Below are 12051 nucleotides of genomic sequence, written 5' to 3'. Positions count from 1 at the left end.
GAATCAGGTCGCGCACACCGCGTACGCGGTCCGGGACCAGTTGCTCGCATAGCCGTTGCGGTCCTCGGCCGAGCTGAAGTTGACGTGGTCACCGCTCACGAACAGGCTGGCCGAATCCACCTGGCCGAAGCCGGAGTTGATGGTGCCGCCACCGCTGAGCGCCCGGGTGCCGGCCGGGCAGAACACCTGGGTGGCCAGCTGGGCCGGCGGGGACGCCGTCTCGGACGAGTTGAACTGCACGCTCAGGCCGGCCACCGGGTTGGCGCAGACCGCGAACGCGGTCACGAACCAGGTGTTGGCCGCGCCGGTCTCGTCCTCGAACGCCCGCACGGTGACGCTGTTGAGGTTCAGGCTCGGCTGGATGTCGTCGAGGATGACGTTGAAGTTGCCGGTCGACACGTCGCCGAACCCGCCGAGCATCTGCTTGCCCGGGCTGCACGTCGCGGTGGCCTCCCGGCTGCTCGCCGAGTTCTCCCCGGCGAACGGCGAAATGATGAGCTCGTAGCCGGGCGGCGTGACGGCGCAGATCGCGGTGATGGTCAGCGCCCAGTTGCCGGCCGAGCGGGTCTCGTCCTCCTCCGCGCCGTAGACGATGGTGCCCTGGTCCTGGCCGTTGATGCCGATGATCGGACCGGTGACCCGGACGAAGACCCCCGGCTCGCCGAAGGCGATCGCGGATCCGCCGACGATCCGCTGCCCGACCGGGCAGTTCGCGGCCACCCCCTTGTTGTCGAAGGAGTTGGTGGCACTGATGGCGTTGACCCGGGTCAGCGCCGAGACGGTGGTCGCGGCGAGCGCCGCGTTCGCGGCCGGTACGCCGCTGAATACCGCGGTGACCGCGACGACCACGGCCAACGCGACCCGAACGGGCCGGAAGTGAATAGTCATGGGCCACACGGTCGCCGGGGCCGATGGGCAACCGATGGGGAACCGATGGGAAGTCCACTACGCGACATCACGGTCAACTGCGGCGTCGCGAACGGTTAGCGTGCATTTGTGCGCTTCGATTTTCTCGGACCCTTGGAGGTACGGGACGGCGAGCGGCTGGTGGCGCTCGGCGGGCCACAGCAGCACACGGTGCTGGCCGTGCTCCTGGCGCACGCCGGCCAGGTCGTGTCGGTCGACCGGATCGCCGACCAGCTCTGGGGTGAGGCGGTCCCGCCGCGAGCCCGGAGCCTGGTGCAGGGATGCGTGGCCGGCCTGCGCCGGGCGCTGCGCGACGGCCCGGCCGGCCTGCTGGCGACACGCAACCACGGCTACCTTCTCCAGCTGCCACCGAGCTCGTCGGACTTGCAGCGGTTCGAGGAGCTGGCCGAGGCGGCCCGGCGCTTCGCGGCCGAGGAGTCGCCGGCCGACGCGAGCGCCCTGTTCCGGGAGGCCCTGGCCTGGTGGCGCGGCCCGGCGTTCGACGGCATCGACGCCCCGGCCTGCCGGGCCGAGGCCGCCCGCCTCGAAGAGCGCCGGCTGAGCGTGCTCGACGAGTGCATCCGGGCCGAGCTGCTCCTCGACCGGCCCGCGAGCCTGGTGGCCGAACTGCGCGGCCTGGTGCAGGACCACCCGCTGCGGGAGTCGTTCTGGGCGCACCTGATCACCGCGCTGCACCGGGGCGACCGGCGGGCGGACGCGCTCGCCGCCTACCGCACGGCCCGCCGCACCCTGGTCGAGGAGCTCGGCATCGAGCCCGGCCCGGCCCTGCGTGAGCTGCACCGCCGGATCCTCGACCCCGGGGAGCAGACCCCACCGCCCGGCCGCCCGGCGCCCGCCCAACTGCCCGCCGCGGTCTCCGCGTTCACCGGTCGTGCCGCCCACCTCAAGCGCCTCGACGCACTGGTCAGCCAGGACACGGTCGCGATCGGCGTCATCTGCGGCACGGCCGGGGTCGGCAAGACCACCCTCGCGATCGAGTGGGCGCACCGGGTCGCCGACCGGATGGACGGCGGCCAGCTCTACGTCAACCTGCACGGCTACGCGACGTCGCCGCCGCTGCAACCGGCCGAGGCGCTCGGCGGCTTCCTTGCCGCCCTCGGGGTGCCCGCCGACCAGATGCCGGCCGAACCGGACCAGGCCACGGCCCTCTACCGAACGCTGCTGGCCGGCCGGCGGATGCTCGTCGTGCTGGACAACGCGTCCAGCGCCGAGCAGGTCCGGCCGCTGCTGCCCGGCGGCGCCGGCTCGGTCGTGCTGATCACCAGCCGGCAGACGCTCGGCGGCCTGGTCGCCCGGGACGGCGCCGAGCATCTTCGACTCGGCGTGTTCGACCCGCGGGAGGCGGACACGCTGCTGGCCCGGGTGCTGGGCGCCGAGCGGGTCGCCGCCGAACCGGCCGCGGTGGCCACCCTGGCCCGGCTCTGCGCCTACCTGCCGCTGGCCCTGCGGATCGCGGCCGCGAACCTCAAGCTCGCGCCGGAGTCCACGGTGGCCGAACACGTCGCGGAGCTGCGCGGCGACCGCGGGCTCGGCGCGCTGGCGGTCGGCGGGGACGACGCCAACGCCGTACGGGCCGCGTTCGATCTTTCCTACGCCCGGCTGGACCCCTTCACCCGGCGGCTGTTCGGCCTGCTCGGCGCCGCGCCGGGCCGGGATGTCACGGTCGCCGACGCGACCGCCCTGGCCGGAACGGACGCGGCCGCCGCACTGACCCGGCTCGCCCAGGCCCACCTCATCGACGTCCGCGGCGGCCGGTACGCGTTCCACGACCTGCTGCGCCTGTACGCGGCCGAGCGGGCCGCGGCCGAGGACCGCGACGACGCGCTCGGGCGGCTCTACGACCACTACGTCCGGCACGCCGAGGCGGCCGCCGACGCGCTCTATCCGCACATGTTGCGGCTGCGCCCGTCGCCGCCGGACCTGCCTCCGATGACCCATGCGACGGCGCTGGCCTGGCTGACGGCCGAGCATCACAACCTGGTGCTGGCGGTAGCGGCGGCCGCGGGAGGGGCCGGTTGCCTGCTCGCCGACGCCCTCCGCGGCTATTTCCACCTGTCCCGGCACACCGCCGACTGGCTGACCGTCGCCGAGGCGGCGTTGGTCGCGGCGCGGCGCGGTGGCGATGTCCGGGCCCAGGCCGCGGCGCTGCACAGCCTCGGCACCGCGCGGCGCAGCATGGGCGAGTTCGACGTCGCGCTCGACCACTACACCGAGACCCTGCGGCTGGCCCGGGCCTGCGGCTGGACCGAGTCGGAGGCCACCACCCTCGGCAACCTCGGCATCGTCTGCCGCAAGCAGGGCCGGCTGGCCGAGGCGGCCGCGCACCTCGACGCCGCGCTCGCCGTCGACCGGCGCAGCGGCCGCCGGGCCGGCGAGGCCAACAACCTGGGCAACCTCGCCGCCGTCTACCAGGACATGGGCCGCCTGGCCGAGGCCGCGGACTGCTACGCCGCGGCGCTCACCCTGAACGGCACCCTCGGCAGCCGGCACGGCGAGGCACTGGCGCTGACCGGGCTCGGTCAGGTCAGCCACCAACTCGGCCGGCTCGACGATGCCCGCCGGCACCTCGACGCCGCGCTCCGGCGCTACCTGCAGGTGGGCGACCGGGACGGCCAGACGGTGATCGAGTGCTGCCTGGCCGAGCTGGACTGCGACCTCGGCCGGCCGGCCCGGGCGCAGGAGCGGGCCGCGGCGGCGCTGGAGGTGGCCCGGGAGACCACCGACCGGCAGACCGAGATCATGGCGTTGAACGCGCTCGGCCGGGCGGACGGCCTGCTCGGCCATCATCGCCGGGCGATCGACCAGCACCAGCTCGCGTACGACCTGGCCCGCCGGACGGCCAGCCTGCAGTTCGAGGGTCTGGCCCTGATCGGCCTCGCGGTCGTGCACCGCAAACTCGGCCGGCACGACGACGCCGCCGGGTTCGCGCTGCGGGCCAAGGCCCTGGCCGGCCGGGCCGGCATGCGCCTGCTCGCCGATCAGGCCGAGGCGACGCTCACCGCGGCGTGAGCGGGCCGGTGAGCCGGGCCGTGAGCCGGACCGTGACCACCAGACCGCCGGCCGGGCCGGGGACGAGGTCGAGGGTCCCGTCGTGGGCGCGGACGATGCGGTGCACGATGGCCAGCCCGAGCCCGACGCCGGGGTGTTCGTCGGTGCGGACCCGTTCCGCGCCACGCTGGAACGGCTCGGTGAGGGTCGGCACCAGGTCGGGGGCGAGCCGGGGACCGGTGTTCGCGACCCGCAGCACGCTCGAGTCACCGTCCGTCCCGGTGTGGACCGTCACGGTGCCGCCGGACGGGAGATTGTGGACGATCGCGTTCTGGACGAGGTTCGTCACCATCCGGGCCAGCAGCTCGGCCGAGCCGGCCGCCGGGGCCGCGCCGCCGGTCACCTCCAGGGTGATCCGGCGCTGTTCGGCCGGCGGGAGCAGGGTTTCCGCGGCCTCCTCGGCGAGCAGCGAGAGGTCGACGGGGTCGCGGGTGACGCGGTCGCCGCGGCTGAGCAGCAGGAGGGCCTCGGTGAGGTCGATCGCCCGGGTGTTGACCTCGTGCAGCCGCTCGACCAGCTCGGCCCGGTCCGACGCCGGATCCTTGCGGGCGACATCGAGGAGCGCCCGGGTGATCGCCAGCGGCGTACGCAGCTCGTGCGAGGCGTTGGCGGCGAACCGGCGCTGCTCGGCGACGTGCGACTCGAGCTGTTCGAGCATCGCGTCGAACGCGTCGGAGAGCTCCCGGAACTCGTCCCGGCGGCCGGTCATCCGGATCCGGTGGGCGAGCGACCCGCTGCCCACCAGCCGCGCGGCCGCGGTGATCCGGGTCAGCGGGGCGAGCATCCGGCCGGCCAGGATCCAGCCGCCGACCAGGCTGAACACCAGCAGCAGGGCGAGGACCGCGGCGGCCCGCGGCGCGAAGGCGCGCAGCAGCTCGGACCGGACCGGGAAGACGCCGTCGACCGGCGGGTTGCCGGAACCGGGCGCGATCAGCCCTTGCTCGGGGACGTAACGCAGCAGGAACACCCACACCGTGGCGAGCAGCAGCACCCCGGCGACCATCAGGAAGGCGGCGTAGCTGAGGGTGAGTTTCAGCCGGGCGCTAGCCATGGGTCTCGATCCGGTAGCCGACGCCGGGCACGGTCACGATGATCCACGGCTCGCCGAGCCGCTTGCGCAGGGCCGAGACGGTGATGCGTACGGCGTTGGTGAGCGGGTCGGCGTTGCCGTCCCAGGCCCGTTCCAGCAGCTCCTCGGCGCTGACCACGCCGCCCTCGGCCGCGACCAGGACCTCCAGCACGGCGAACTGTTTACGGGTCAGGGCGACGTACCGCTCGTCCCGGAAGACCTCCCGGCGGAACGGGTCGAGGCGCAGCCCGGCCAGCTCGCGGACCGGCGGCCGGGCGTGCGCGCGCCGCCGGTCGAGCGCCCGCAGCCGCATGACGAGCTCGCGCAGCTCGAACGGTTTGGTGAGGTAGTCGTCGGCGCCGAGCTCGAACCCGGACGCCTTGTCGTCGATCCGGTCGGCCGCGGTGAGCATCAGGATCGGGATGCCGCTGCCGGAGGCGACGATGCGCCGCGCGACCTCGTCGCCGGACGGGCCGGGAATGTCGCGGTCGAGGACGGCGAGGTCGTACGAGTTGACGCCGAGCAACTCCAGGGCGGTGTCGCCGTCGCCGGCGATGTCGGCGGCGATCGCCTCCAGCCGCAGCCCGTCCCGGACCGCTTCGGCCAGGTAGGGCTCGTCCTCCACGATCAGTACGCGCATGCCCGCAGCCTAGGATCCGCCGGCTCCGCGGCGGGGCGGCGCCACCAGCGCCGCGACGCGAGCCCGGCCAGCACCGCGCCGGCCGCGTTGACCAGCACGTCGTCCACCGACGACACCCGGTCCAGTTGGAAGACGTACTGCGCGATCTCGACCAGGACCGAGCAGCCGGCGCCGAGCGCCAGGATCCGGGGCACCGACGCGAGCGCCGCGAACCGGATCGGGGCGAAGAACCCGAGCGCCGCGAAGATCACCAGGTTGCCGCCGATCCCGAGCGGTCCCATCGTGATCAGGTCCCGCAGCGGGATCAGGCTCAGCCGCCCGGGCACGACCCCGGCCCCCGGCCCCGGCTGCAGGGTCAGCCACACCATCGGCACCGTCCCGTAGACCATGCCCACCTCGGCCAGCGACTTACGCCAGGCGTCGGCCCGCGGCACACGGGACAGCGCCGCCACCACCAGCGCGGCCACCGGCAGCCCGGCCACCAGCATGAATACGATCCCGTTGTCGGTGTCGTAGCAGCCGTGCCAGTGCCCGGCCAGGCAAGACGGGGCGGCCATCAGGAACATCCGGCGCATGGCGAACAGCGCGCCGGCCAGGCCGACGATCGCCAGGCCGAGAGTCGCTTTACCCACCGGCGCCGCCGTCCGCCGTGGCTCCGGTGATGGCCTGCTCCTCCTGCGCGAGCATCTCCTGCAGCGGGGCACCGTCGGAGTTGCCGAGGATGACGGCGACCCAGCCGGTGTCCGGGTAGATGCTCCAGTTGGCGCCGACCCCCGGGTTGCCGCCGGCCCGCTGCCACTGCCACTGGCCGTTGGAGATGTGCATCGCGATCCCGTACGTCGCGAACGACGCCGGCCCTTGCGGGATCTTGGGCGCGAGCAGCACGTCGGCCCAGACCCGGTCGAGCAGTGTGCCGTCGCGCAACGCGGTCGCGAAGCGCACCAGATCCGGGGCACTGGCGAAACCGCCGTCGCCGGGCGCGTCGATGAAGGCGCGGCCCGGGTTCTTGCCGAGCACGTACGGGAGCGGGCTGCCCTGGCCGAGGTGGCGGAGGGCGTCCACCTGGCGGCCGTCGGCCAGCGCCATGTACGGATGCGCGAGGTGCCGGTCGGTCAGCCACTGCGGCCGGGTGGCGAACGACGCACCGGTCATCTTGGCGCGCCGGAGGATGTTCTCCTCGACGTAGTCCCAGTACGACTTGCCGGTCACCGCCTCCACGATCAGCGCCGGAATGGTGACGTCGGGCTCGGCATGGTCGGTGTTGGGGGTGCCGGGAACGCCCACCAGCTTCGCCTGCCGGGCCCGCCGTTCGTAGAAGTCGTGCACCTCGGCCCGGCTCTGGAAGATCCGCTGCACGTCCTCGGCCGGCCCTTCCAGCCGGGAGGTGCCGGACAGCATGTGGTGGATGGTCACCTGATCGGCGACGTCGGTGGCGAAGCCGGTCAGGTGGGTGCCGATCGTGTCGGTCAACGCCAATCGGCCCCGCTGGGCCAGCTGCAGGATGGCCACCGCGAGGAACGGCTTCCCGGCCGAGCTGAGGTTGAACGCGGTGCTCTCCCGGTTGGGGATGCCCCGCTCCCGGTCGGCCATGCCGTAGCTGCGGGACAGGACGGTCCGGCCGCGATGCGACAGCAGCACCACCCCGGAGAACTTGCCCGCGGCGGCCAGCTGCGCGACGTACCGGTCGTAGGCTCCGATGGTGTGAGGCTCGGCGCCCGTCAGTGGCACCCCGACGGCGACCAGCCCCGTCCACCCGAGCAGCCGCCGCCGGTCGATGCCCGCTCCCGAAAGATTCATGCCTTCACCCAAGCCGACGGCCTGTTGCAGGGGCGTATGCGTTTTCCGATACGCCGGCGATACATCGATCAGCCGGGGGCGAGCCGGACCGCGAGGATGTGCTTGCACGGCCCCCGCCCGAGACCGTGGCTCGCGAACCAGGTGCAGCGTTCCCCCGAGCTGCGCGGCTGCGCCTGCAGGAGGCGGCGCACCTGCGCGGCCGGATAGACGGCGGCCGGTCGCATGGCGCGGGCGATCACGGTCAGTTCGGCGAGGCTGCGCACCCAGCGCTCGGGCAGCGGAACCCGGCGCTCGACCGCCTCGGCATCCAGGGTGCGGACCCGGACCTCGTCGTCGCCGACCGCCAGGTGCATCGGGTCGGCGCCGGACAGCCCGGCGAGCGCGTCCCGCATCGGGCCGTTGAAGTCCACATTGGTGGTGCCGCGGGCGCGCGGCGCCGAGCCGAGACCGTCCGGCAGCACGTCCAGCCGGGCATAGACCCCGCAGTCCGCCGAGAAGCTCTCGAACCGCAGCATCGCGCCGTCGCTGGTCACGATCGGGTCGGCGGCGCGCAGGATCGCGGCGAGCATCGCCGGCGGCGTGTAGAAGCGGGTGCGGGCGACCCGGGCCACGGTGAGCAGCCCGGCCGCGACGATCGGCGGCCGTTCGATCAGGCCGCGCCGGCCATCACCGGCACCGGGATCCGTCGCGGGACCAGCGTCGTGAGCGCCTCGGCCGCCTGGATGCGGCAGCCCGCGTCCTGCGCGGTCAACGCGGCGGCCAGCACGGTCGCGGCCATCGGCCCGAGCCGCCCGGGGTGGGCGAGCAGCGCGTCGAGGCGTTCCGGGGTCCGGCCGTCGTTCTCCGGGTAGGCGGCCGACATCGCCTCCTCGATCTCGGCCGCGAAGAACGCCTCCGCGTCGTGCGGCCAGGTCTGCGCCTGCCACCGGACGAAGTCGGCCGCTCGGGCGGCCGCACCGGCTCGTCGAGGCGGCTCAGCTGGTCGGCGAACCGCCAGCCGAAACGGTCGTCGGCCGGGATGTCCGCGAGCGCGGCGACGATCTCGTCGACAGAAGCCATGATCGGATTCTGCCGGATCGAAATCAGTTCGACGAGGATGACAACCGGGCGGGCGGCCGTCCCCGTCCAAGGGGTGACGAACCTACGGAGGGCCGGGGCGATGCAGGTTGGTGCGAACGAGGAATACGTCGAATACGTCGCGGCGAAGATCCCTTCCCTGCGGCGACTCGCGTACGTCCTCGCCGGCGACCCGCATCGCGCCGACGACCTGGTTCAGCAGACCATCACCACGCTGTTCGTGAAATGGCGGCGGGCGCAGACCGCCGACAACCTCGACGCGTACGTGCGGACCATGCTGGTGCGCACGTTCCTGGACGAGAAACGACTGGCGTGGGCCCGGGTCCGGCTGTTCCGGGAGTTGCCCGAACCGCCGCCGTTCAGCGACGGCGGTATCGAGGATCGTCAGGTTGTCCGTGCCGCGCTGGGGCAGGTTCCCCGGCGGCAGCGGGCCGTGCTGGTGCTGCGGTTCTTCTACGACCTGCCGGTCGAGGAGGTGGCCGGCGCGCTCGGCTGCTCCGCCGGCACGGTCAAGAGCCAGACCGCACGCGGACTGGCCACCCTGCGGCGCCTGCTCGGAGAGCGGGAGCTCGCGGGTTACACCGTCCAGAACTGAGAGGAGCCGACCCACCATGCCTTCCGAAATCGATCTGCTGCGGTCCCTCGACGACGAACCGCCGGCCCCGTCCACCGTGAACATCGACCGTGCCATCCAGTCCGGGCGCCGCCGCAACCGGCGCCGGGGCTGGGGGTACGCCGGGGTCGCGGCGCTGACCGTGGTCGCGGTCGCCGGCGTCGCGGTCGTCAACGCCCGCACCACCAAGACTCCGTCCAACCTGGCGGCGACGAAGAAGCCGACCGCCACCGCCAGCGCCAAACCCAAGGCCGCCTACACGATCCCGGGCACGGCCGGCTGGGTCGCGCCGGTCGCGGCCGCGCCGACCAGCTGCACCATCGCCAAGCTGCCGGTGCCCAGTAAAGAACCGATGGCGCTGGTCTCCGGCGGCGACCCGACCGGGGCCTACCACGTCGGCCGCACCTATCCCAAGGGCGGCGGCTATCAGGCCGTCATCTGGCACGGCGGCACGGTGACGAAGGTGATGCTGCCCGGCGACCTGGAGGAGTCGCTGCGCGACGTCAACTCCGCCGGCACCGCAGTCGGCTGGAGCTACACGGGTGGCAGCGAGGAGGAGACCGGCTCGGTGCCGTACGCCTACGTCAACGGCAAGGTGGTCAAACTGCCCGGAGTGCAGCGGGGCGGCGCCGAGGCGATCAACGAGGCGGGCGCTATCGTCGGCGACGACGAGAGCGCACCGGCGACCGACGCGAGCTCGCACGCGATCTTCTGGCCGTCGGCGACGTCGAAGCCGGTCCGGCTGCCGGTCCCGGCCGGGGTGCAGGCGTCGGCCGCCGTCGACATCGACGAGGACGGCACCACGGTCGGCAATCTCGACCTGAAGACGCCGTACGTCTGGTTCGCCGACGGCACCCACCACGACCTGGCGCTGCCCACCAACAAGGGAAAGACGGCCGTGGCCGCCCGGGTCTTCTCGATCCGCAACGGCATCGCGGTCGGGGTCGCCGACGAGACCGACCGCAACGGGGGCGGAGCGGGCAAGATGTGGGCGGTCCAGTGGAACGTGCGCACCGGGGAGACCAAGGTCCTCGGCGGCTTCGACATGAGCCCGGACGCGATCAACGCCCAGGGCTGGATGGTCGGCATCGACACCAAGGGCTACGCGATCCTCGACACCGGGGGCCGCACGCTCCAGTTGCCAATGCTCGCCAAGCACGACCCGGGCAGCCTGACCAACATCCCGAACGCGATCAGCGACGACGGCCGCACCATCGTCGGTCAGTCGGACAACGCCAACGACGTGATTCAGCCGGTGGTCTGGCACTGCCAATAGTTTGCCGCGGCACAGGGGTCGCTCAGCCATCTCACAGAAAGTCGACGCACAGTAGTAGGAGCTACCCCGTTCGGTAACTGGAGGAAAGATGCTCGCCCTTCTCAGCCTGGTGCTGCTGCTGTTCCAACTGTTGCTGGTGGCGCGTGCGGTGCTCGACTGGTCCGTCGCGCTGGCCGGGCCGTCCATGGCCGGTTCACTCCGGTACCGATTGACACGCGGAGTGACCGCGGTCACCGAGCCGATCTTGGCCCCGATCCGCCGGGTGATCCCGCCGTTGCGGGTCGGCGGCATGTCGATCGACCTGGCTTTCATCATCGTGTTCTTCGGAATCGTGCTGGTCCGTTCGTTCATCTCCTGACGACAGAGCCGGGCCGGTTGTTGCCTCATCCCGCGAGGGGGATGCGAGAGGCACGACCGGCCCGGATTCTGTATCCATGACTGTTCAGTTCACCGCCGACGACTACGCCCAGCGGATGCGGCGGGCGGTCGAATCGGCGACCTCGGCCGGCCTGGCCGGCGTGCTGGTCGGCATCGGGCCCGACCTGGCCTGGCTGACCGGCTACAAACCGACAGCGGTGACCGAGCGCCTCACCATGCTGGTGCTCACCCCCGACCGGCCGGCCACCCTGGTGGTGCCGGCCCTCGAACGACCGGACGCGGCCGCCGCCCCCGGAGCGCCCGCGCTCACCCTGCTCGACTGGTACGACGCCGCCGACCCCTACCACGTGGTCGCGCCGCTGCTGCACCCCGGCGGCCGCTACGGCATCTCCGACTCCACCTGGGCGATGCACCTGATCGGCCTGCAGGAGGCGCTGCCCGGCACCGGCTATCACGCGTTGTCGGTCTGTCAGCCGATGCTGCGGGCGGTCAAGGACCACCACGAGCTGTCCCGGCTGGCCGCGGCCGGAGCGGCCGCCGACGCGGCCTACGGCGAGATCCTCGGCGTCCGCTTCGCCGGCCGCCGGGAGACCGAGGTCGCCGCCGACCTCGCCGCGCTGCTCCGCAAGTTCGGCCACGAGCAGGTCGACTTCACCGTGGTCGGCTCCGGCCCGAACGGCGCCAACCCGCACCACGAGGCCGGCGGCCGGGAGATCCACGCCGGCGACGCGGTGGTGCTCGACTTCGGCGGCCTGCTCGACGGCTACGGCTCGGACACCACCCGCACGGTCAGCGTCGGCGAGCCGGACGCCGAGGTCCGCGAGGTGCACGCGATCGTCCGGCGGGCCCAGCAGGCGGCGTTCGAGGCGGTCCGGCCGGGCGTGCCGTGCGAGGAGATCGACTGGGTGGCCCGGCAGGTGATCCAGCAGGCCGGCTACGGCGAGTACTTCATCCACCGCACCGGCCACGGCATCGGCGTCACCACCCACGAGCCGCCCTACATGGTCGCGGGGGAGAAGCAGCCGCTGGTCCCGGGCATGTGCTTCTCGATCGAGCCGGGCATCTATCTGCCCGGGCGCTTCGGCGTGCGGATCGAGGACATCGTCACGGTCACCGCGGACGGCGGACGCCGGCTCAACAACACCGACCACGGCCTGGCGGTGGTTTCCTGAATTGGGCCCGCCGCGAGCTGGGATTCGCGGCGGGCCCAACCATTTTGGGGGTGG

General features: G+C 72.9%; 12 protein-coding genes. 5 read left to right on the top strand and 7 right to left on the bottom strand.

Annotated features, from left to right (window positions below; translation table 11 throughout):
* Positions 1–3 precede the first annotated feature (3 nt).
* Positions 4–888 carry a hypothetical protein gene (locus Adu01nite_RS18420; protein ID WP_203728120.1) on the bottom strand — a complete coding sequence of 295 codons (885 nt, stop codon included), beginning with the start codon at positions 886–888 and terminating at the stop codon, positions 4–6.
* 108 nt (positions 889–996) lie between these two features.
* Between Adu01nite_RS18420 and Adu01nite_RS18415 the strand changes: the two genes are divergently transcribed.
* Positions 997–3936 carry an AfsR/SARP family transcriptional regulator gene (locus tag Adu01nite_RS18415; RefSeq protein ID WP_203728119.1) on the top strand — a complete coding sequence of 980 codons (2940 nt, stop codon included), beginning with the start codon at positions 997–999 and terminating at the stop codon, positions 3934–3936.
* Here the strand turns inward: Adu01nite_RS18415 and Adu01nite_RS18410 are convergent.
* The 6 genes from Adu01nite_RS18410 to Adu01nite_RS18385 form a co-directional block, all read right to left on the bottom strand.
* Positions 3923–5026 (bottom strand): sensor histidine kinase, encoded by a 1104-nt coding sequence (locus Adu01nite_RS18410; RefSeq protein ID WP_203728118.1) that lies wholly within the window; start codon positions 5024–5026, stop codon positions 3923–3925. The two genes, Adu01nite_RS18415 and Adu01nite_RS18410, sit on opposite strands and share 14 nt — an antisense overlap.
* Positions 5019–5684: a response regulator transcription factor gene (locus Adu01nite_RS18405; protein ID WP_203728117.1), complete on the bottom strand. Its 666-nt coding sequence runs from the start codon at positions 5682–5684 to the stop codon at positions 5019–5021. Before Adu01nite_RS18405 ends, Adu01nite_RS18410 begins: the two co-directional genes overlap by 8 nt.
* Entirely contained in the window at positions 5672–6316 is a 645-nt protein-coding gene (locus Adu01nite_RS18400) for a VanZ family protein (protein ID WP_239132509.1), read from the bottom strand. Before Adu01nite_RS18400 ends, Adu01nite_RS18405 begins: the two co-directional genes overlap by 13 nt.
* Positions 6309–7481 (bottom strand): serine hydrolase domain-containing protein, encoded by a 1173-nt coding sequence (locus Adu01nite_RS18395; protein WP_203728116.1) that lies wholly within the window; start codon positions 7479–7481, stop codon positions 6309–6311. The genes Adu01nite_RS18400 and Adu01nite_RS18395 overlap by 8 nt, the downstream gene beginning before the upstream one ends.
* A 68-nt stretch (positions 7482–7549) precedes the next feature.
* A complete protein-coding gene (locus Adu01nite_RS18390; protein WP_203728115.1) occupies positions 7550–8092 on the bottom strand; it encodes a hypothetical protein in 543 nt (180 codons plus the stop codon).
* A 38-nt stretch (positions 8093–8130) separates the two neighbouring features.
* Complete coding sequence (locus Adu01nite_RS18385) at positions 8131–8343, bottom strand: hypothetical protein (protein ID WP_203728114.1); 213 nt, start codon at positions 8341–8343, stop codon at positions 8131–8133.
* A gap of 297 nt (positions 8344–8640) precedes the next feature.
* On the opposite strand from Adu01nite_RS18385, the gene Adu01nite_RS18380 reads away from it, so the two are divergent.
* The 4 genes from Adu01nite_RS18380 (at position 8641) to Adu01nite_RS18365 (ending at position 11997) form a co-directional block, all read left to right on the top strand.
* Positions 8641–9153 (top strand): SigE family RNA polymerase sigma factor, encoded by a 513-nt coding sequence (locus Adu01nite_RS18380; protein WP_203728113.1) that lies wholly within the window; start codon positions 8641–8643, stop codon positions 9151–9153.
* Positions 9154–9169: 16 nt separating this feature from the next.
* Positions 9170–10447, top strand: coding sequence for a hypothetical protein (locus Adu01nite_RS18375; RefSeq protein ID WP_203728112.1), 1278 nt, complete (start codon positions 9170–9172; stop codon positions 10445–10447).
* 88 nt (positions 10448–10535) lie between these two features.
* Complete coding sequence (locus Adu01nite_RS18370) at positions 10536–10805, top strand: YggT family protein (protein ID WP_203728111.1); 270 nt, start codon at positions 10536–10538, stop codon at positions 10803–10805.
* A 76-nt stretch (positions 10806–10881) separates the two neighbouring features.
* The gene (locus Adu01nite_RS18365) at positions 10882–11997 is read left to right on the top strand and encodes an aminopeptidase P family protein (RefSeq protein ID WP_203728110.1); all 1116 of its coding nucleotides are present in this window, start codon (positions 10882–10884) and stop codon (positions 11995–11997) included.
* The last annotated feature ends 54 nt before the right edge of the window (positions 11998–12051 follow it).

This window comes from Paractinoplanes durhamensis (genome assembly GCF_016862175.1).
In the GTDB taxonomy this organism is placed as follows: domain Bacteria; phylum Actinomycetota; class Actinomycetes; order Mycobacteriales; family Micromonosporaceae; genus Actinoplanes; species Actinoplanes durhamensis.
Note: the sequence above shows the minus strand (reverse complement) of the source record. Positions and strands in the feature narration are given on the sequence as shown.

Excerpts from the sequence above, each read along its gene's own strand:
- Adu01nite_RS18420 (WP_203728120.1), bottom strand. The coding sequence starts at position 888 with ATGACTATTCACTTCCGGCCCGTTCGGGTCGCGTTGGCCGTGGTCGTC.
- Adu01nite_RS18410 (WP_203728118.1), bottom strand. The coding sequence starts at position 5,026 with ATGGCTAGCGCCCGGCTGAAACTCACCCTCAGCTACGCCGCCTTCCTG.
- Adu01nite_RS18405 (WP_203728117.1), bottom strand. The coding sequence starts at position 5,684 with ATGCGCGTACTGATCGTGGAGGACGAGCCCTACCTGGCCGAAGCGGTC.
- Adu01nite_RS18395 (WP_203728116.1), bottom strand. The coding sequence starts at position 7,481 with ATGAATCTTTCGGGAGCGGGCATCGACCGGCGGCGGCTGCTCGGGTGG.
- Adu01nite_RS18385 (WP_203728114.1), bottom strand. The coding sequence starts at position 8,343 with ATGTCGGCCGCCTACCCGGAGAACGACGGCCGGACCCCGGAACGCCTC.
- Adu01nite_RS18380 (WP_203728113.1), top strand. The coding sequence starts at position 8,641 with ATGCAGGTTGGTGCGAACGAGGAATACGTCGAATACGTCGCGGCGAAG.
- Adu01nite_RS18375 (WP_203728112.1), top strand. The coding sequence starts at position 9,170 with ATGCCTTCCGAAATCGATCTGCTGCGGTCCCTCGACGACGAACCGCCG.
- Adu01nite_RS18370 (WP_203728111.1), top strand. The coding sequence starts at position 10,536 with ATGCTCGCCCTTCTCAGCCTGGTGCTGCTGCTGTTCCAACTGTTGCTG.
- Adu01nite_RS18365 (WP_203728110.1), top strand. The coding sequence starts at position 10,882 with ATGACTGTTCAGTTCACCGCCGACGACTACGCCCAGCGGATGCGGCGG.